At 65.9% G+C, this 19,588-nt stretch carries 17 protein-coding genes, 1 tRNA gene and 1 pseudogene; 12 read left to right on the top strand and 7 right to left on the bottom strand.

Annotated elements, in window-relative coordinates; all coding sequences use genetic code 11:
- Positions 1-110: 110 nt before the first annotated feature.
- A complete protein-coding gene (locus Q0071_RS11485) occupies positions 111-521 on the top strand; it encodes a PEP-CTERM sorting domain-containing protein (RefSeq protein WP_298169106.1) in 411 nt (136 codons plus the stop codon).
- A gap of 130 nt (positions 522-651) precedes the next feature.
- Here the strand turns inward: Q0071_RS11485 and Q0071_RS11480 are convergent, their stop codons facing one another.
- Positions 652-2,169: a tetratricopeptide repeat protein gene (locus tag Q0071_RS11480; protein ID WP_298169103.1), complete on the bottom strand. Its 1,518-nt coding sequence runs from the start codon at positions 2,167-2,169 to the stop codon at positions 652-654.
- 190 nt (positions 2,170-2,359) lie between these two features.
- Between Q0071_RS11480 and Q0071_RS11475 the strand changes: the two genes are divergently transcribed.
- Positions 2,360-3,112: a cistern family PEP-CTERM protein gene (locus Q0071_RS11475; RefSeq protein ID WP_298169100.1), complete on the top strand. Its 753-nt coding sequence runs from the start codon at positions 2,360-2,362 to the stop codon at positions 3,110-3,112.
- Between the two features lie 74 nt (positions 3,113-3,186).
- Here Q0071_RS11475 and Q0071_RS11470 read toward each other — a convergent pair whose 3' ends face one another.
- Entirely contained in the window at positions 3,187-4,731 is a 1,545-nt protein-coding gene (locus Q0071_RS11470) for a tetratricopeptide repeat protein (protein WP_298169097.1), read from the bottom strand.
- Between the two features lie 100 nt (positions 4,732-4,831).
- A complete protein-coding gene (locus tag Q0071_RS11465; RefSeq protein WP_298169094.1) occupies positions 4,832-5,812 on the bottom strand; it encodes an MBL fold metallo-hydrolase in 981 nt (326 codons plus the stop codon).
- 100 nt (positions 5,813-5,912) lie between these two features.
- Here Q0071_RS11465 and ychF point away from each other — a divergent pair, with 100 nt between their 5' ends.
- From ychF to Q0071_RS11445, 4 genes are all read left to right on the top strand, one after another.
- On the top strand, positions 5,913-7,013 hold the full coding sequence (ychF, locus tag Q0071_RS11460; RefSeq protein WP_298169091.1) for a redox-regulated ATPase YchF: 1,101 nt from the start codon (positions 5,913-5,915) through the stop codon (positions 7,011-7,013).
- A 12-nt stretch (positions 7,014-7,025) separates the two neighbouring features.
- Positions 7,026-7,484, top strand: a complete 459-nt coding sequence (locus tag Q0071_RS11455) for a MaoC family dehydratase (protein WP_298169088.1) — start codon at positions 7,026-7,028, stop codon at positions 7,482-7,484.
- An 8-nt stretch (positions 7,485-7,492) separates the two neighbouring features.
- Positions 7,493-7,903 (top strand): GNAT family acetyltransferase, encoded by a 411-nt coding sequence (locus tag Q0071_RS11450; protein ID WP_298169085.1) that lies wholly within the window; start codon positions 7,493-7,495, stop codon positions 7,901-7,903.
- 140 nt (positions 7,904-8,043) lie between these two features.
- The gene (locus Q0071_RS11445) at positions 8,044-8,805 is read left to right on the top strand and encodes an AAA family ATPase (RefSeq protein ID WP_298169082.1); all 762 of its coding nucleotides are present in this window, start codon (positions 8,044-8,046) and stop codon (positions 8,803-8,805) included.
- 12 nt (positions 8,806-8,817) lie between these two features.
- On the opposite strand, the gene Q0071_RS11440 is transcribed toward Q0071_RS11445, so the two are convergent.
- Both Q0071_RS11440 and mutL read right to left on the bottom strand, forming a co-directional pair.
- Entirely contained in the window at positions 8,818-9,264 is a 447-nt protein-coding gene (locus tag Q0071_RS11440) for a hypothetical protein (protein ID WP_298169079.1), read from the bottom strand.
- Positions 9,264-11,057, bottom strand: coding sequence for a DNA mismatch repair endonuclease MutL (mutL, locus tag Q0071_RS11435; protein ID WP_298169076.1), 1,794 nt, complete (start codon positions 11,055-11,057; stop codon positions 9,264-9,266). The genes Q0071_RS11440 and mutL overlap by 1 nt, the downstream gene beginning before the upstream one ends.
- A 191-nt stretch (positions 11,058-11,248) precedes the next feature.
- On the opposite strand from mutL, the gene Q0071_RS11430 reads away from it, so the two are divergent.
- From Q0071_RS11430 to Q0071_RS11405, 6 genes are all read left to right on the top strand, one after another.
- Positions 11,249-12,295 carry a rod shape-determining protein gene (locus Q0071_RS11430; protein ID WP_147159928.1) on the top strand — a complete coding sequence of 349 codons (1,047 nt, stop codon included), beginning with the start codon at positions 11,249-11,251 and terminating at the stop codon, positions 12,293-12,295.
- 58 nt (positions 12,296-12,353) lie between these two features.
- Positions 12,354-13,274: a rod shape-determining protein MreC gene (gene mreC, locus Q0071_RS11425; RefSeq protein WP_298169073.1), complete on the top strand. Its 921-nt coding sequence runs from the start codon at positions 12,354-12,356 to the stop codon at positions 13,272-13,274.
- Positions 13,274-13,846 carry a rod shape-determining protein MreD gene (gene mreD, locus Q0071_RS11420; RefSeq protein ID WP_298169070.1) on the top strand — a complete coding sequence of 191 codons (573 nt, stop codon included), beginning with the start codon at positions 13,274-13,276 and terminating at the stop codon, positions 13,844-13,846. Before mreC ends, mreD begins: the two co-directional genes overlap by 1 nt.
- Positions 13,847-13,850: 4 nt before the next feature.
- Positions 13,851-15,980 (top strand): penicillin-binding protein 2, encoded by a 2,130-nt coding sequence (gene mrdA, locus Q0071_RS11415; RefSeq protein ID WP_298169067.1) that lies wholly within the window; start codon positions 13,851-13,853, stop codon positions 15,978-15,980.
- A 3-nt stretch (positions 15,981-15,983) separates the two neighbouring features.
- Positions 15,984-17,099 (top strand): rod shape-determining protein RodA, encoded by a 1,116-nt coding sequence (gene rodA / locus Q0071_RS11410; protein WP_298169065.1) that lies wholly within the window; start codon positions 15,984-15,986, stop codon positions 17,097-17,099.
- Between the two features lie 78 nt (positions 17,100-17,177).
- A tRNA-Lys gene (locus Q0071_RS11405) sits at positions 17,178-17,253 on the top strand.
- 129 nt (positions 17,254-17,382) lie between these two features.
- On the opposite strand, the pseudogene Q0071_RS11400 reads toward Q0071_RS11405, so the two are convergent.
- Both Q0071_RS11400 and Q0071_RS11395 read right to left on the bottom strand, forming a co-directional pair.
- Positions 17,383-18,413: pseudogene (locus Q0071_RS11400) on the bottom strand (IS3 family transposase); the annotation flags it as partial.
- A 12-nt stretch (positions 18,414-18,425) separates the two neighbouring features.
- Positions 18,426-19,372, bottom strand: a protein-coding gene (locus Q0071_RS11395) for an IS630 family transposase (RefSeq protein ID WP_298169062.1) whose coding sequence is annotated in 2 segments (ribosomal slippage) — positions 18,426-19,036 and positions 19,036-19,372 — 948 coding nt in all. Because the reading frame shifts where the segments join, the coding sequence is not laid out codon by codon here.
- Between the last annotated feature and the right edge of the window lie 216 nt (positions 19,373-19,588).

Below are 19,588 nucleotides of genomic sequence, written 5' to 3'. Positions count from 1 at the left end.
ACGTAACGTACGAACAGGCGTTAACCAGCATAATCGGCAGAAATGCGTATTTGGCATCAAGTTTGCTTTGTCAGGGTTTAACCACGGTTTACTGGCAAGGGGACTAAACCATGAAACGTATCCTGATTACCTCGGCTGCCCTCTTCGGCACAGCCATGATCTCGCAGCCGGCTTCGGCTTGGGTGAAGCACACCCACTATTGCAACTGCGGCCACCCGTCCGGCGGCACCATGTGCGGCAGCTCCAGCACGAGCTCGACGACCACGGGCGGAACCACCACCACCGGCGGCACCACCACCACTTCGACGACAGGCGGCACCACCACTTCGACGACGGGCGGCACCACCACTTCGACGACGGGCGGCACCACCACCACGGGTGGCACCACCACGACCACCGGCGGCACCACCACTTCGGGCGGTTCGACCTCGGGCGGCACCCCGGTTCCCGAACCGGGCATGCTCGGCATGATGGGCCTCGGCTTCGTCGGCCTTGCCCTGGCGCGTCGCCGCCGCCGCTGAACCTGAACGACCCCTTGCCCCACCAAGTCCTTCACGGGGCCGCCAAGCGACCCGTGAAGGACCGGCAGGGCAGTTATTGCGGGGTTAGATCAGCGCAGGGACAACAGGGCGATCCGCATGCCCCGTTTGATCAGCCGCCGCCGGCCACCGCGCGCGCAAGGTCGGCACGAAACAGGTGGTTCGCAGGATCGAGCCGACTGGCTTCCTTCATCAGCCGAAGCATCTGATCACGGTCGCGGCCCGCTTCGAGCCGGACCAGCGCGGCCGTATGCAACATATCGGCATTGCGCGGCGCAAGCTCGAGCGCGCGATCGGCATAACCCAGCGCGGCATCCACCTGCCCGGCGCGCGACGCCGCGAGCGCCATGCGGCGCAGCACCTCTCCATCTTTCTCGTGCCCCGGGATCTGCCCGAAGGCTGCCAGTGCCGCAGGCCAGTCCTGCCGGGCAAGCGCGGCCTGCCCTGTATTGGCGAGCTGCTGGTTGGCCTTCAGGGCCGGCGACTTGAGCCGAGCGAGGAGCGTGCCGGCAGACGGATCGCGCGCTGCCTGCGCCGCGCGCACCGCCAGATCGAGCTCGCGCTCACCGGCCAGAACGCTGTCTGACAGCGGCTGCACCGTGCGCAGGGCAGATCGCGGGTCGCCAACCGCCAGCTGCGCCTCGGCCAGCATGATCCGCGCGTAGGGGTTCTGCGGCGAAAGCAGCAGCGCCTGCGCAAACATCGCACGCGCCTGTTCCGGGTGGCCCAGCCGCAGCAGCGCCTCGGCATAGCTCATTGCGTTTGCCGAGCGCGGATCGAGCGTGGCCTCCTGCGAAGCGAGCGTCTTGCGCACCGTTTCCCAGTCACCCTTTTCCGATGCGAGCTGCACCGAAAGGTCGATCACTTCGGGATGGCTGGGGGCAATCTTTGCGGCCCGCGCCACGATGAGCAGCGCTGCGTCGACCTGCCCTTCCATGTCTGCAAGGCTGGCGAGTGCCGTCAGCGGTTCCACCCGCGCCGGAAAGGCATCGGCGGCTGCGCTGAAGCTCTTCCTGGCCGCTTCGAGCTTCCCTTGCTGCGCAGCCAGTGTTCCGGCCATCATCAGTGTATCGAGCCGACCCGGTGCGAGCTGGCGCAAGGTTTCGACCGCCTTGCCGGCGGCGGGATAGTCCTGCGCGGCGATCAGGAACCTCGCGTAATCATGCACCAGCGCATAGTTGCGCGGATCGGCGGCGAGGCCCCGGCGCAGCGCTTCGAGCGCTGCGGGGGCGTTGTCGAGCGCACTGTGGGCGGCGGCGCGAAGGCGCCACGTCTCCGCGCCGCTGTCCTGCCCGAGCAGGTTCAGCGCCGCTTGCGGCTGACCGCGCAGGATCGCCGCTTCTGCTTTCATCCTTACGAGTTCGGCACTGGTGAAGCCCGCTTCCTCCAGATGCGTGAGCGTGGCCTGCGCGCCGTCACCATCGCCCAGTTTGAGCTGGGTGCGCGCATAGAGCAGCAGCATGTCGCGGTTGGCGCCGTCGGCATCGAGCGCGCCGAGCACTTGCGTCCGCGCGGCGGCGTAATCTTCTGCCGCGAAGGCCTTTTGCGCTGCGGCGAATTGCGCCGCCGGATCGGTGCGCGAACAGGCCGAGGCCAGCAGGAGGACAGCAAGGAGCGCAGCGCGTTTCATCACACTCACCAATACTACCTAAGCCCTGAAGTTTCGGTGAAAAAGCGCGCGCGCCTAGCCGCGCGGCAAACCGTCGGAATGGTTTACAAGCGGAGTATCGTTAATCATCCGAAATGGTGGATTTACGCCACTGGCATGGTGTTTGCGTAAGATGCGTGGGATCAGAATTTAACCACTCAGGGGCAGGGCCATGACCAAGTATTTCAAGTTCGCATCACTCGCGATCGCGGCATCCCTGACCGTCGCGTCCCCGGCGCTGGCAGACTCGATGCTGTTCAATGCGGCCGACATCGGCAAGGCGATCACGCTCGATTATAACGGCTATTCGGGGTCTGGCGGCGCGTCGATCAACGGCCTGACCGGTTCGACCACGTTCACGCTCACCGGCGTTTCGGGCAATGACTACACCTTCGACTATTCGGTCGCGAACACCACCTCCGCGCCGGTGACCGATTCGCGCATCTCGAGCTTCGCGTTCAACACCGATCCGACGATCTCGGGCGCTGCTTCGACCGGTGCCTACAGCTACACCCAGCTCAACTCGAACTATCCCAACGGCATCGGCACCGTCGACGTCTGCTTCAAGGATGCTTCGACGGGCGCCTGCGCGGGCGGCGGCAGCGGCGGCCTCACCGCAGGCCAGAGCGGCACCGGCAGCTTCACGCTGAGCTTCGCCTCGCCGGTTTCCGCTCTGACGCTGAGCGACTTCTACGTGCGCTACCAGTCGATCACCGGCGTGCCGGGCATCACCTCGGCCAGCGGCGCGGGCACGATCACCAGCAGCACCAGCGGCGGCAGCACGACCAGCGGTGGCAGCACCTCGACGGGCGGTACGCCGGTGCCTGAGCCGGGCATGCTGGGCCTGTTCGGCGCGGGCATCATTGGCCTCGCGCTGGCACGCCGTCGTCGTCAGGTCGCGCAGGTGCGATTCGCCGCAGCCTGATCCCGCGATTTCCTGAGCCCCACACAAGCGGAAGGGCCCTGACCACGCGGTCGGGGCCCTTTTGCGCGTGCGGTTCAGCCGCCCTGCGCTTGCGCGAGGTGCTTGGCGATCGTCTGGTTCTGCGGCGCCTTCTGCGCGGCGCGGCGCAGCAGATCGAGCGCACGGTTCTTGTTGCTGCCGCTCTGGAACAGCAGCCAGCCGAGCGTATCCATGACCGAGGGATCTTCTGGCGCGACCTGGATGGCGCGCTGGGCGAACTGCAGCGCCTTATCGGTATTGCCGACCTGCGCCTGCGCCCAGGCCATGTTGTTGAGCACCAGCGCGCTGCGCCCGTCGGTCAGCGCAAGGATTTGATCGTAGGCGAGGATCGCATTGCCCCAGTTGCTCGCCTTCATCGCCGTATCGGCCGCACTCAGCGCCTGCCCCAGCGATTGCGGCGAGGGATAGCGCGCCCGCGCTGCAAAGAAGGCCGCATTGGGATCGCCAGCCGCCTCGGCTGCCTTCGCAAGGAGGCGCAGGTCATCGGGCGCGGCAGACTTGCTCTGCGCGAAAGGCATCAGCGTCTGTACCGCGCCGGCCGCATCGTTGCCTGCAAGCTGCGCCTTGCCCAGTTCGCGCCGCAGAACGACACTCTCGGGGTGGCGGGCGAGCATCGGCGCGAGGCGGGCGCGGGCCTGTTCGGGCTGGCCGATCTGCGTGAGCGCCTGCGCATAAAGCACATTGGCGTCATCGCGGTCCTTGAGCTTGTCCTCGTTGGCCTGGAGAATGTCGCGCGCGGCGTTCCAGTCGCCCTTCGCCGAGGCAAGACGCGCCTTCAGATAGGCCAGCGTGCCGTCAGTGCTCTGGCCCTGGAAGGCCGACAGCAGCGCGGCCAATTCGTCCGTCCGCCCGAGATCGCCCAGAATGCCGGCCTGCCCGGTAAGCGCGGGGAGATTGCCCGGATAGCCTTTGCCGGCTTTGGCATAAGAGGCCAGCGCATTGCCGAGTCGGCCTTCGGCGGTCGCGACCTGGGCATCGACGAGCAGGGCATCAAGCAGATTGCCATCCGCGGCCAGCGCAGAATCGGCAAGGCGGCGAGCCTCTGCCGTATCGCCTTCCAGCAACTTCAGGCGCGAAAGGCTGGCGAGCAGCGGCGCGTTGCGCGGTTCGGCCGCAAGACCGGCCTGAAAGGCTGCGAGGGCGCCGGGCTTGTCGCCCTGCGCGAGCAGCGCGAGGCCGCGCAGCCGCTGCCCGGCGGCGGACTTGTCATCACCCAGCGCGGCGAGCGCATCCTGCGCCTGCCCGCGCAGGAGTGCAGCTTCGGCGAGCAGCCGATGGAAATCGGCGGGCTTGCGAAGGCTCCCCAGCCTTTCGAGGCTCGCCCCCGCCGCGATGCCGTCCCCCATCGCCAGCGCGTTGCGCGCCTGCAGTTCGATCAGCCCCGCATCGCCCGGATTGGCCGCTAGCGCAGCGGCAAGGTCGGTCTGCGCCGCCAGATACTGATTCGCGGCAAATTCGGCGCGCGCCTTGTCCGCGAGCGCTTTGGGATCGGGACTGCATCCTCCCGCTGCGAGGGCAAGCGCAAGCACCGACAGTGCAAGCGTCGACGGGGCAAGCGTCGGCGGGGCAATCCGGTTCATCAGGTGCGTTCCTTCTGCGCCTGCGGGTCAGGCACGCGGCCATACATTCAGAACGGACCTAAGCGCCAATCCTTGAAATTTTGGTGAAGGAGGCGTGAATCTATCCGGTCCAACCGGCGATCTGCCCGGCGGCAATGCCCTTTCCGAGCGTGAAGCTGGAACCGACCGCTGCGATCACCGCAGTCCGCCGATCGAGCGCGAGCAGTTCGCGCAGCCGCACCGTGGCCTCGATACCGGTGCAATGTGCCCCGAGCAGATAGGCAAGGCCCTTGAGACGGCCGGCGGTGGCGATCAGCACCGCATCGGGCTTGGCAAACAGGTGGATGCCGCCGATCACGGCATGAAGCCGCGCATCGCCGGTGATCGTCTGCGCGGCATCAGCGATGTTCATGATCCCGGCATGCCCGCAGCCGGTGACGATCACCACGCCGCTTGCCGTCGCGATGACCAGCGAGGTATCCTCGCGCAGCGTATCGGGCACGAGTTGCCCGCCCGTCTTCACGGTGAGGCCGGGGTTCCAGTTGGTCTCGTCATGGCCGCGCGGCACCGGGCCGGTCAGCCATATGCCGCTCGCGATCTCGGCCGGTCCCGAGAGCTGCTGGATTCGCCCGCCGGTATCGAGATAAGCCTTGGCGAGCGCGGGAAAGTCGTTCTCGGTGCCGCTTTGCCCGTCCTTGCCATAGCGCGGCGCAAAGATGCCCTCACCTACGTAGAGGTGGGAAAGCGCCGCCGGATTCTTCTGCATCAGCGCCTTGCGCAAGGTCAGCAAGCCGCCGGTATGATCATCGTGGAAGTGCGAGATGACCACCTCTTCCACGCTCGAAAGATCGATCTTGAGCGCTTCGGCATTCTTCAGCACGGTATCCGGATTGGCGCCGGTATCGAACAGGATGCGCCGTCCATCGACCTCGACCAGAGCGGCAAAGCCCCACTCGCCCAGCGTGCCGTAATCGGTCAGCATGGTCGAGAGTGTGGTCACCTTGACCGCCTGTGCCTGATGCGGCGCGCCGTCGGCGGCGTGCGCGGCGGTGCTAGTAAAGGCCGCCAGCAAAAGCATCAGCCATGCTATCCACTGCTTCATATCGCCCGCGCCCCCTTGACCTTGTCGCCGCGCGATACCATCGCGCGCTTCACGGCAGCGGGCAAGCCATTCGCCTGCTGCACCAGACAAGGAACACGTCATGGGTTTTCGCTGCGGGATTGTCGGGCTGCCGAACGTGGGCAAGTCGACGTTGTTCAATGCGCTGACCGAGACGCAGGCGGCGCAGGCGGCTAACTATCCGTTCTGCACGATCGAGCCCAATATCGGCAATGTCGGCGTGCCCGATCTGCGGCTCGACGAGCTGGCGCGGATCGCGGGCAGCCAGAAGATCATCCCGACGCAGCTGGGCTTCGTCGATATTGCCGGCCTCGTGCGCGGGGCATCGAAGGGCGAAGGGCTCGGCAACCAGTTCCTCGGCAATATCCGCGAGGTGGATGCGATCGTCCATGTGCTGCGGTGTTTCGAAAACGTCGATATCCAGCACGTCGACAACAAGATCGATCCGATCTCGGATGCCGAGACGGTAGAGACCGAACTCATGCTGTCTGACCTCGAAAGCCTGGAAAAGCGCGTGCCCGCCGCGCAGAAGAAGGCCGCGCAGGGCGACAAGGAAGCGAAGATCACTGCATCGGTGCTGGGCCAGGCGCTCGATCTGCTGCGCGAAGGCAAGCCCGCGCGGCTGACCGTGCCGAAGGACGACGAGGAAGCGCGCGTCTTTGCGCAGGCGCAGCTGATCACCGCCAAGCCGGTGCTCTACGTCTGCAATGTGGAGGAGGAAGCCGCCGGCACCGGCAACGATTTCTCCGCGCGCGTGTTCGCAAAGGCAAAGGCGGAAGGGGCCAACGCCGTGATCGTCTCCGCCGCGATCGAGGCCGATATCGTGACAATGCCGGTGGAGGACCGCGCCGAATTCCTCAGCGCGCTGGGGCTGGAGGAAGCCGGCCTCGCGAAAATCATCCGCTCGGGCTACGAGCTGCTCCATCTCCTCACCTTCTTCACCGTCGGCCCCAAGGAAGCGCGGGCATGGACGGTCCACGCCGGGGCCAAGGCGCCCGAGGCGGCGGGCGAGATCCATTCCGACATGCAGCGCGGCTTCATCCGCGCCGAAACCATCGCCTACGAGGATTTCGTCACGCTGGGCGGTGAAGCGGCGGCGCGCGATGCGGGCAAGCTGCGGCAGGAAGGCAAGGAATACGTGGTGCGCGACGGCGACGTGATGCACTTCAAGTTCAATGTATAAGGTATTGATCTGATGCAATACTACGAAGATCTGGTGGTCGGCAAAGTGACCAGGTTCGGCCACTACGAAGTGACCCGCGAGGAAGTGATGGAGTTCGCGCGGAAATACGATCCGCAGGCCTTCCACCTCGATGACGATGCGGCAGCGGCGACGCACTTCGGCCGCCTTTCGGCCAGCGGCTGGCACACCGCCGCCATGACGATGTCGATGACGGTGGCGAACCTGCTGAACAACAAGCAGGCGGGGCTAGGCTCCCCCGGCGTCGACGAACTGCGCTGGATCAAGCCCGTCTACCCCGGCGACACGCTGCGCTGCGAGAACACGCTGCTCGAAAAGCGCCGCAGCAAGACGCGGCCGGAAATGGGCATCATCAAGGGCGAGACGCGCGTCTTCAACCAGAACGACGAACTGGTGATGAGCTTCAAGGCGCTGGGCCTGGTGGCGACGCGCGATCCCGCGGGGACGGATTGAGCGCGGACGTGGAAATCCGGCCCTACGCGGCGTCGGATTTCAATGGACTCGATGCGCTCTGGCGGGAAGCCTTCCCGAACGATCCGCCGCGCAACCGCGCCGACGTCTCCGTCCCGGCCAAGCTCGCGATGAACGACGACCTGCTGTTCGTCGCGGTGGATCAGGGCCGTGTCGTCGGCTCGATCATGGCGGGATACGATGGCCACCGGGGCTGGCTCTATTCCGTCGCCGTGGGGCAGGATGCCAAGCGGCGCGGGATCGGCACGGCGCTGGTGCAGACCGCCGAAGCGGCCTTGCGCCGGCTGGGCTGCTGCAAGATCAACCTGCAAGTGCGCAGCACCAACGCCGCGGTGATCGCGTTCTACAAGGGGCTGGGCTTCACCGTGGAAGAGCACATCAGCATGGGGCGCCTGCTTTAGCAGAGGCTATCAATGGAACCGGAGTGGTAGCCATGCGGGTTCTGAACGCATCAGGCGAGACAATCCGGATCGGTGCGGAGAGGACGTGACGCCCCGCGCAAGGCGTGCGACATTCGGTGCGTCGCCCGCCTGAGGACCCGATGAGCCGGAAATCGCGCCCCACCCGCCTGCCCCCGCCCTATCTCAAGCGCGTATGGCTGCCAGGCGAGGCCGATGGCGACGGGCTCCACTGGGACAACTATCCGCTCTCGCTGCCGCTCCTGCACCGCGGCGCGTTTGACCTCGCGTTCGACAAGTCCGTCACGATCATCGTGGGTGAGAACGGTTCGGGCAAATCAACATTGCTCGAGGCCATCGCCACCATGGCAGGTTTCAGCGAGGGCGGCGGCGCATCGGGCATGCGCGCGGTCGGGCCATCGGCGGCTTCGGGCGAGGATGGCGCGCGGCTTGGGCAGTTGCTCAAGGCGGCGTGGCTGCCGCAAGTGCGGCGGGGCTGGTTCTTTCGCGCCGAGACGTTCTTTTCGGTGGCGCGCTACCTCGACGAGGCAGGCTCCACACGCGCCGGTTTCCTGCGCGCATCGCATGGCGAAGGATTCCTGAGCTTCTTTGAAGAGCGGCTGACCGAGCAGGGCCTGTACATCCTCGACGAGCCCGAATCTGCGCTGTCACCCGCCAAGCAGTTCGAATTCCTCAAGCTGCTGCGGCAATTGCAGCGCGAGGAAAGCTGCCAGATCATCATGGCGACGCACTCGCCCATCCTGATGGCGCTGCCCGATGCAGACCTGTGGCAGATCGAACGCTTCGGCCTGAGGCCAATCGCGCTCGAAGACACCGCGCATTTCAAGATCTACCGCGAGTTCATCCTCTATCCGCACGATACAGTGGAAGCGATGATCGACTAAACACCGCAGCCCTCACATCGGCTTGCACTGCAGCTGGCCCTTGGAGAAGAACTGGATCCGGCCCTGCAGGTCCATGATCGTGAGGCTGGCGGCGAGGCTTCTGATCACGCCGTTCTCGGACGGCTCGGCCCCGGGCAGCGGGGCGAGGATCACGATATTGCCGGGACCGATATAGCGCGTGCGAGCGGTTTCGGGGAGGATCTGGCTCTTCTTGTCGGCCGGGATGCGCACGATCTTGCCCTTGACCTTGAGGATCGCCTCCTTCTCCTGCGCCAGCACGATCGCGGACATGCCGCCGCCATCAGCGGCAAAGTTGCAGCCGGCGCCGTAGAGTTCGTTGTCCTTGATATCGGGATATGTGATCGGCTCGGGCTGGACCGTGCTGGCAGGCGGCGGAGGCGGCGGCGGCGAGCCGCACGCGGCCAGCAGCAACACCAGGCCCAGAGCAATTCCCCGCATCATTTCCTCCCGAAGAGCTTTTCGATATCGCCGTGGGCCAGCTTGATCCACGTCGGTCGGCCATGGTTGCACTGTCCCGAACGCGGCGTCACTTCCATTTCGCGCAGCAGGGCATTCATTTCCGCCACGCTCAGTACGCGCCCGGCCCTTACCGAACCATGGCAGGCCATGGTTGCCAAAACGAGATCGCGCTTCTCGCCCAGCAGCAGCGCTGCGCCGTTCTTCGCCAGATCATCGGCAACATCGCGCACCAGAGCCTGGACATCACCACCCCTCAGCACGGCGGGAACGCCGCGCACGAGCATCGCGGCGGGGCCGAAGCGTTCGAGCGCAAGGCCATAGGCGGCGAGTTCCGTGGCGGCCTCCTCCAGCCGGTCGCACGAGGGTTCATCGAGTTCGACCACTTCGGGGAGAAGCAGCGCCTGCGCGGGCGCGGTGCCCTCCCCTGCCCCTGCGGCGCGCAGCCGTTCGAGCACGAGGCGTTCGTGGGCGGCATGCTGATCGACAAGGACGAGGCCGTCTTCCGCTTCGGCGACGATATAGGTCGCCGCGATCTGGCCGCGCGCGACGCCGAGGGGATGGCTGGGGACGGCCTCCACCGCCGGCTCAGCGCGGGCGGCGGGGGGGGCCATCATCGCCGCCTCGTAACCGCGCCAGGCCTGTCCCGCCTCGGAAACGCGGGGGGCGGGTTGCGAGGAGAAGAACAGATTGGACTGGGGCGGCATGGCGGGTGCGATGGGCTCTGCCTGCCAGGCGCGCATGGCAGCAGCGTCGGGCGCCTGCGCGGAGCGGCGGTCACCCGTCATCAGCGCCTGCCTCAGGCCCGAGACGATCATGCCGCGCACCAGCGCCGGATCGCGGAAGCGCACTTCGGTCTTGGCGGGGTGGACGTTGACGTCGACTTCCTCGGGCGGGACTTCGAGGAACAGCGCGAGGACGGCATGGCGATCCCGCGCGAGCATATCGGCATAGGCGCCGCGCACCGCACCGATCAGCAGCTTGTCCTTCACCGGGCGGCCATTGACGAAGAGGTACTGGTGATCGGCAACGCCGCGGTTGTAGGTCGGCAGCCCGGCAACACCCATGAGGTGGAACGGCCCGCGCACCAGATCGACCGCGACGGCGTTATCATGCAGTTCGCGCGCGACGAGCTGGGCGGTCCGCGCCGCGAGCGTATCGCCCGGCTGGACCTGCAGCGCGCGGCGGCCGTCATGCTCCAGCGTGAAGCCGATATCGGGCCGCGCGAGGGCAAGGCGGCGCACCACATCGAGGCTGGCGGCCCATTCGGCGCGCGGGCTGCGCAGGAACTTGCGGCGGGCGGGGACTTTGCCGAACAGGTCCTCGACCCGGACGCGGGTGCCGGGCGGGAGTGCGGCGGGGCCATCGGAGACGAGCATGCCGTGATCGACCACGCGTGCCCACGCTTCACCATGCGTTCCAGCGCGGCTTTCGATGGTTACCCGCGCAACGGAGGCGATCGAGGGCAGCGCCTCGCCCCGGAAGCCGAGGGTGGCGACCATTTCGATCGCCTCATCGGGCAACTTGGAGGTGGCGTGGCGCTCCAGCGCCAGCGCGATCTCCTCCGCGCGCATGCCGCAGCCGTCGTCCGTCACCTCGATGAGCGCGAGACCGCCTTCGGCCAGACGCACCGCAATCTGGCTCGCACCAGCATCGATGGCGTTCTCGACGAGCTCCTTGAGCGCACTTGCCGGACGCTCGACCACCTCGCCGGCGGCGATGCGATTGACGAGGTTTTCGGGCAGACGCCGGATGGTGCGGGCAGGCTGGGACATGGATCGGGGCAGCCTAGCGACGAAGCCGCGTTTTTTCGAGGCCAGCGCCCATACTTATCCCGGAAAGTCCTGCACAAAATATTGGGTTTTGCTCTGCGGCCCTGCTAATGCGCGCACTTCGCAAGCCCCGCCAGAGTCCCTCTCGCCCTTTGCGCGGGCGGGCCCAACCGCAGTTTTATACGGATTTCCTGATGGCATCGATGCTTTCCCGATTCTTCAAGTTCGGCTCCCAGAACATCGCAATCGATCTCGGCACCGCCAACACGCTGGTCTATGTTCAGGATCGCGGCATCGTGCTCAACGAACCCTCGGTCGTGGCGATCGAGACGATCAACGGCATCAAGCGGGTCAAGGCCGTGGGTGACGACGCCAAGATGATGATGGGCAAGACCCCGGACAACATCGAAGCCATCCGTCCCCTGCGCGATGGCGTGATTGCCGACATCGAAGTCGCGGAAGAAATGATCAAGCATTTCATCCGCAAGGTGAACGGCTCGAAGAGCCTGCTGCGCTATCCGGAAATCGTGATCTGCGTGCCCTCGGGCTCCACCTCGGTCGAGCGGCGCGCAATCCGCGATGCCGCCAGCAACGCCGGGGCAAGCCAGGTGTTCCTGATCCTCGAACCGATGGCCGCCGCGATCGGTGCAGATATGCCCGTGACCGAACCGGTCGGCTCGATGGTCGTCGATATCGGCGGCGGCACCACCGAAGTCGCGGTGCTTTCGCTGCGCGGTCTTGCCTACACCACCTCGGTGCGCGTGGGCGGGGACAAGATGGACGAAGCCATCGTCTCCTACGTGCGCCGCCACCACAACCTGCTGATCGGCGAATCGACCGCCGAGCGGATCAAGAAGGACTTCGGCATCGCCACCGTGCCGGCGGACGGCGTGGGCGAGACGATCCATATCAAGGGCCGCGACCTTGTGAACGGCGTGCCCAAGGAAATCACCATCACGCAGGCCAATGTCGCCGAAGCGCTGTCCGAACCGATCGGCGCAATCGTCGAAGGCGTGCGCATCGCGCTTGAAAACACCGCGCCGGAGCTGGCTGCGGATATCGTCGACCAGGGCATCGTGCTGACGGGCGGCGGCGCACTGATCCGCGGGCTCGACGATCACCTGCGCGAGGAAACGGGCCTGCCGGTCAGCGTGGCCGAAGACCCGCTTTCATGCGTGGCGCTGGGCACTGGCCGGGCCATGGAAGATCCGATCTACCGCGGCGTGCTGATGACGGCGTAAGGCCGCTCGATGGCATGCGGCCACATCGCTTTGGGTTCGCATAAGGAAAGGTAGCTGGATGGCGCGGCCTGCGGACCGGCGCCCGGGCTTTTCGCGCAGGGCGCAATACGGGATCTTCACCGGCTACGTCATCGCCGTGGCCGGTTTCCTTGCGGGCGCGGCGCTCCTGATCGTGAGCATCGTCAACCCGTCCGCGTTCAGCTCGGTGCGCGGCGCGGCAAGCGAGATCGCGCGTCCCGCCGGTGAGGCCGGCGCGGAGACCCGGGCGGCGGGCCAGAGCGTGATCGCGGCCATCGGCGCCTATTTCCAGGCTGGCCGCCAGAACGCGGCACTTTCCCGTGAAGTCGCCGCCGCGCGCGCCAATGCCCTCACCATGCAGGCGCTGGAAGGCGAGAACCGGCGGCTGAAGGCGCTGCTCGGCATTGTCGATCCGGCGGTCAAGCCGGTGGCCGCCGCGCGCCTGATCGGCTCGACATCGGCCAGCGCGCGCCGCTTTGCGGTGCTTTCCGCAGGCTCCTCGCAAGGGGTGCGCCCGGGCCAGCCGGTGCGCTCGGCCGCCGGCCTCATCGGCCGCGTGATCGAGACCGGCCCTGGCACCGCGCGCGTGCTGCTGGTGACCGACCCCGAAAACGTTGTCCCCGTCCGCCGCGCGCGCGATGGCCTGCCCGCATTTGTCGAAGGCAAGTCCGACGGGCGCATCGCCATCCGCCTGCTCAACATGGGGGTCAATCCGCTCAAGCTCGGCGATGTCTTCGTGACCTCAGGCTCGGGCGGGCTCTATCCGCCGGGCATTCCTGTCGCGGTGGTCACCGAGGTGCTGCACGATGGCGGCGTGGGCCACCTCGCCAGCGATCCAGCCGATGCCGATTTCGTGGTTGTCCTGCCGGTGTTCCAGCCAGCAGCCATCACCGCGCTCGGGGCCAGCCAGCAGGCCGCCGGGCCTGCGCCCGAGCCCAGCGAAGCCGGAGGCGGCACCTGATGCCGTTCCCGCGCCTGCCCGATCTGCCGAGCCTGCCGATGCGACCGGAGGACATCGTCCCCCAGCGGATCAACCGGGCGCCCTCCCCGCTGCTCGCCTCCGGCCTACCGTGGATTTCGGTCATGCTGGCGTCGCTGGCCGCGTTCTCGCCGGTCATCGCGTCCGCGCCGCTGGTGCCGCCGCTGGCGTTCATGGTGTTCCTCGCCTGGCGCATGCTCCGCCCCAGCCTCCTGCCGCTTTGGGCAGGCCTCCCGCTTGGTGCGTTCGATGATCTTTACAGCGGGCAGCCCTTCGGCTGCGCGATCGTGCTATGGTCCGCCGCGATGCTGGTGATGGACACGATCGACAACCGCCTGTTGTGGCGCAGCTTCGTGCAGGATTGGGCTGTGGCCTGCCTGATGATGATCGCCTATCTCGTGCTTTGCGCGGGCATCGCAGGCCTTGCCGCCGCCTATCCGCTGCCGCTCGTGATCGGCCCGCAACTGCTCGTGACGCTCGCGCTCTATCCGCTGGTAACCCGGCTCGTCGCGCTGCTCGATCGCATCCGCCTGCTCCCCTTGCGCTCGGTTTGATGCGATGCGCCAGACATGGACATGGCCCTGGTCCAAGCAAACAAAGCCCCTGCCGGTCACCGGAGCGCAGCTCACCCATTCCTTTGAGCGGCGGACCTTTGTGCTGGGCATGGCGCAGGCAAGCGTCGGCCTCCTGCTCGCCGGGCGGCTCACCTGGCTCGCCGTGGCGGAAAACGCCAAGTACCGCGCGGCGTCGGAAAGCAACCGAGTCAATCTCACGCTGATCCCGCCCCGGCGCGGCTGGGTGATCGATCGCACCGGCGCGGCGCTTGCGGCCAACCGCGCAGACTTTCGCGTCGATCTCGTGCCCGACCGTGTCGTCGATGCCGATGCGACAATGGCCACGCTGTCAAAGCTTCTCGGCCTGACTGCAGACCGGGTCAGCGATATCAAGGACAAGCTGAAGAAGGCGCGCGGCTTCCAGCCAGTCGAAGTGGCCTCCAACCTCGATTGGGACAAATTCGCCGCGGTCAGCGTGCGCCTCCCCGAACTCCCCGGCGTGATCCCGCAGCGCGGCTTCTCGCGCTATTATCCCACCGGCGCGGCGGTGGGCCATCTCGTCGGTTATGTCGGCCCGGCTTCGGCGGAAGACTACGAGAAGGAGCGTAATCCGCTGCTGATCACGCCGGGCTTCAAGATCGGCAAGGATGGCCTGGAAAAGCACTTCGAGGAGCGCCTGCGCGGCGTTCCTGGTGCGCGGCGGGTGGAGGCGACGGCAGGCGGGCGCGTGGTGCGCGATCTCGGCACGCGCGAGGACGTGCCCGGAAAGCCGATCCAGCTCACTATCGATGCGGGCCTTCAAGACTATGCTGCGCGGCGGATCGGGCTTGAATCCGGCTCGGTCGTGGTGATGGACTGCGCGAGCGGCGACGTGCTCGCGATGGTCTCGATGCCCAGCTTCGATCCCAACAGCTTTGCCGATGGCATCGGCCGCATCGAATGGAAGATGCTGGCCGAAGACGATCACGTACCCTTGCGCAACAAGGTGCTCCGCGGGCTCTATCCGCCGGGCTCCACGGTAAAGCCGATGGTCGCACTCTCCTTCCTTGAAGCCGGGCTCGATCCCGAAGCGAGCGTCGGCTGCGCGGGGGGGCTGCGCGTGGGGAACCGCGTGTTCCACTGCTGGAACCACCGGGGGCATGGCACGACCAACATGTCGAAGGGCATCTACCAGTCGTGCGACGTCTACTTCTATCACTTTGCCCAGCAGATCGGGATGGACAAGATCGCCGCGATGGCGCGGCGGCTGGGGCTGGGGCAGGAATTCCCCATGCCCTATCCCGGCCAATCCTATGGCACGGTGCCCGATCCAGCGTGGAAGCAGCGCAAGTATGGCAAGGAATGGGCGATCTATGACACCGTGAACGCCACGATCGGCCAAGGCTACATGCTGGTCAATCCGCTGCAGCAGGCGGTGATGGCCTCGCGCCTTGCGTCCGGCCTGCAGCTCACCCCGCGCCTCCTGATGGACCACCACGCCCCGCAGGCGCCCTCGCTCGGCATCCGGCAGGATCACCTCGATCTGATCCACGCCGCGATGAACGAGGTCGTCAACGGGCGCGGCACGGCGGGCAAGGCGCGGCTGCCGGTGGAAGGTGTGCAGATGGCCGGCAAGACCGGCACCGCACAGGTCGTCGGGCTCAATATCGGCAATGGCAAGGGCGGCCTGTGGAAACACCGCGACCACGGCCACTTCATCTGCTTCGCGCCGTTCGACAAGCCGCGCTATGCCTGCGCTGTCGCCATCGAGCATGGCGGCGGATCGGGCGCGGCCTACCCCATCGCACGCGACGTGATGACCTTCCTGTTCGACCGCGCCAAGGCGATGGAAGTGCTCGAAGGCTACGAGAAGGAATGGGGCGGCAACGTGCAGCAGCGCATGGCCGCCAAGTATAACGCCTATGCCGCCCGGTTCGGTGCGAGCGCACCAGCGGCGCCGGACGAGGCGCAGGCGGCCGAGGCAGTCGCAGCCGACAACACCCCCATCGCCGAACCGACCGCCGCGCAAACCGATGCGGCACCGCCCGCGCCCGAACCCGAAACCTCCCCTGCCCCGGCCGATCTGACCGCGCCCGCAGCCGCGCCTACTCCTGCCGCCACCGCCGCGCCCGCCGCGCCGGCACCGGGAGCCTAGGGCATGCAGCGCGCCTATATCCCCGCATTCATCGCCCGCCAGCCATGGGGCGTGATTCTGCCGCTCTGCGCGCTCGTCACCTTCGGCGGCGCGGTGCTCTATTCTGCGGCAGGCGGGCACCTGATGCCCTGGGCGCTGCTCCACGTGGTGCGCTTCGTGGTGTTCCTAGGCATGGCGATGGTCGTCTCTCGCATTCCGTCCGCGTGGTTCAAGAATGCGGCGCTGCCGTCCTATGCCTTGCTCTGCGTGCTGCTGGTGCTGGTCGAGCTGCTCGGCCGGGTCAGCGGGGGCAGCCAGCGGTGGCTCAATCTGGGTTTCATGCAGCTCCAGCCTTCGGAACTGATGAAGCCGTGCATCGTGCTGGTCCTCGCGTGGTTCTACAGCGTGCTCCCGCCTTCCGAAATCCGCACCTGGCGGGCGATCGCGCCGGCGGTGGTGCTGCTGGGCCTGCCGGCGGGGCTCGTCATGCTCCAGCCCGATCTCGGCACCGGCCTTGCGATCAGCTTTGGCGCGGTGGTGATCATGTTCCTCGCCGGGCTGCCCTTGTGGCTGTTCATCAGCGGAGGGGCAGCCATCGCGGTCGCCGCGCCGCTGGCGTTCTTCACGGTGCTGCACGATTATCAGCGGAAGCGCGTGCTGGTGTTCCTCGATCCCGAAAGCGATCCGCTGGGTTCAGGCTATCACATCACCCAGTCAAAGATCGCGATCGGCTCGGGCGGCCTGTTCGGCAAGGGCTTCGGCCAGGGCTCGCAAAGCCACCTCGATTATCTGCCCGAAGCGCACACCGACTTCGTCTTCGCCACGATGGCGGAGGAGTGGGGCATGATCGGCGGCTTCTTCGTCCTCATCGTCTTCGCGCTGGTGCTGCGCTGGGGCCTCGGCGTAGCCCTGCGCGCGCCGGACCGCTTCTCGCGCCTGCTTGCGGCGGGCATGGTGACGACGATCTTTTTCTACGTGTGCATCAACCTGATGATGGTCATGGGCCTTGCGCCGGTGGTGGGCATCCCCCTGCCCTTCGTCAGCCACGGCGGCTCCTCGATGATGACCAACATGCTCTGCATCGGCACTTTGATGGCCGTAGACCGCTGGTCGCGCACGCCGCGCGGAGCCTTGCGATAATTTTTCGAATTTGGGGCTTGGCAGGGCGGCAGAAATCGCTAATTGGGCAGCTCCCGGTTACCGGAAGCGGTACGGTGTGGACGCATAGCTCAGTTGGTAGAGCAGCTGACTCTTAATCAGCGGGTCCTAGGTTCGAGCCCTAGTGCGTCCACCAAATTTTCCATATAAATGAATTATTTAAATCTGGACGATCAGGCCGCGTCCTGGTCTCTTTGATCCTTTAGGTAGCTTTCTAGGTAGCTCCGACAACGTGACGTGACCCCCAGCTTTCCGCCAGGTCGGATTAGAGTCGGACGGTTGTTTTGCGCATCAGCGCGGTTGAAGCAATGGGCTGCGTAGCGGAGCCCGTAGGGCGTAGCGAAGCGGGCCATTGCTTATCCAATTCAGCAGCGAACGCCGCCGGGGTCACGTAGCCGATGGACGAGTGTGGTCTTTCCCGGTTGTAATCCTCGACCCAGGCAGCGATCTCGACCTTTGCATGGGCAAGGCTCATGAACAGGGTCTCATTGAGAAGCTCATCGCGCATGGGGCCATTGAAGCTCTCGACGTAGCCGTTCTGCATCGGTTTGCCCGGAGCGATGTAATGCCACTCCACGCCGATCTGACCGCACCATGCCAGAACGGCATTGCTGGTGAGCTCGGTGCCATTGTCGCTTACGATCATGCCCGGTTTGCCCCGCTGGGTGATCAGCTGGGTCAGCTCGCGCACGACACGGTGCCCGGAGATCGAGGTGTCCGGCACCGCCGCCAGGCACTCCCTGGTCACGTCATCGACCACATTGAACACCCGGAACCGCCTTCCTGACGCCATCTGGTCATGAACAAAGTCGAGGCTCCAGCGCTGGTTCGGCATAGCAAGCACTGGAGCTCGCGCCCTGGTCCCGACAGCCCGCCTGCGGCTGCGTCGCCGCCTCACTGCCAGACCTTCCTCCTTGTAGAGCCGCTGGGTCTTCTTCCGGTTGATCATCACGCCCTCCCGGCGCAGCAGGATGTGCAAACGGCGATAGCCGAACCGGCGACGCTGGTTGGCCAACCCGCGCAGCTTCTCGCGCAGATCGGCATCATCGTCCCGTGTGGAACGGTAGCGTACGCTCTTGCGATCAGCATCAATGACACGGCACGCCCGCCGTTCGCTCATCCCGTGGCACGCTTGGAGATGAACAACAGCTTCCCGCTTCGCGGCGGGCGTTAGAACTTTTTTGCCAGAAGATCCTTCAACGCAGCCTGGTCCAACATCGCATCGGCCAGAAGCCGCTTGAGCTTGGCGTTCTCGCTCTCGAGATCCCGTAGCCGCCGGGCTTCGGATACCTCTAGAGCGGTTTCCGTTCATTCCGGTTCATAGCCGCATGATTTGAAGTAGTTGGCGCATTCGTCTGGCTGGAAGATGTCGACGAGCCTGCCGATCAGGTCCCACAACCCGCTGACGGTTCGCTCGCCCACTTTGCGGAGCATTGCCTTGAGCCGGGAGAAGGCCTTCTCAATCGGGTTGAAGTCGGGGCTGTATGGCGGAAGGAAGCGCATGGTCGCGCCGGCCGCTTCGATCCTTTCCTTCACAGCGGCCCGTTTGTGGCTCGAGAGGTTGTCCATGATGACCACGTCGCCGGGGCGAAGCTCAGGCACCAGAACTTGCGCCACATAGGCTTCGAACCAGTCGCCGTTGATCGGCCCGTCCAGCACCATCGGCGCGACCATGCCGGTCATGCGCAGGCCTGCCACCAGCGTGGTGGTCTTGCGGTGGCCATGCGGGAAGCCCATCCGCAGCCGCTCGCCCTTCCGGCAGCGCCCGTGACTGCGGGTCATGTTGGTGGCGGTCCAAGTCTCGTCGATGAAGACGAGGCGTTCGGGTTCGAGGTCGATCTGACCGTCGAACCAGTGCTGGCGCTGTCTCAGGACGTCGGGGCGGTCCTGCTCGACCGCGTGCCCGGTCTTTTTTTGCGCGTGATCCCATGACGCACGAAGAACCGATGAACCGTGCCGATCCCGACCAGCGCGCCGCGCTCGATCAGCCGCGCCTGAACCTCAACCAGGGTTATGTCGCCCTGCTCGGCAATCAACTCCCGGATGAAGCCACCTTGTGCTTCGATCTTGCCTGAATGCCGGTCACCACCGCGCGGCTTTGCAACAGCCTGACCATGCGCCAGCGCACGTTGCCGCCAGCGGATCGCGCTCGAAACGCTGACCCCAAAGCGAGCCGCCGCCGCGTGACAACTCAGGCCGCCATCAATCGCTGCGACAACCCTGTCCCGAAGATCCTGTGAAAGCGTTCGTGCCATCCATGCTGGCCTCCTGTCACCAGCAGGAAGTCTGAATCACAACGAGCCCGCAAAGGGAATCCCAATCGATTCAGAACGTGTGGAAACCGCTCTATAATATGCGATGCTCACAACACCACTTCTCCCAATCTGGTCAAAACTGCGTAGCCGCTACTCTTGCGAAGGGCTGATGCGCTTGTCTGGGGCAAATTCGCATCCGGCCTTGATCAGATAGCC

It is taken from the genome of Novosphingobium sp. (assembly GCF_027486195.1).
In the GTDB taxonomy this organism is placed as follows: domain Bacteria; phylum Pseudomonadota; class Alphaproteobacteria; order Sphingomonadales; family Sphingomonadaceae; genus Novosphingobium.
The sequence above is the reverse complement of the archived record's forward strand: the minus strand, read 5'-3'. Positions and strand labels throughout refer to the sequence as shown.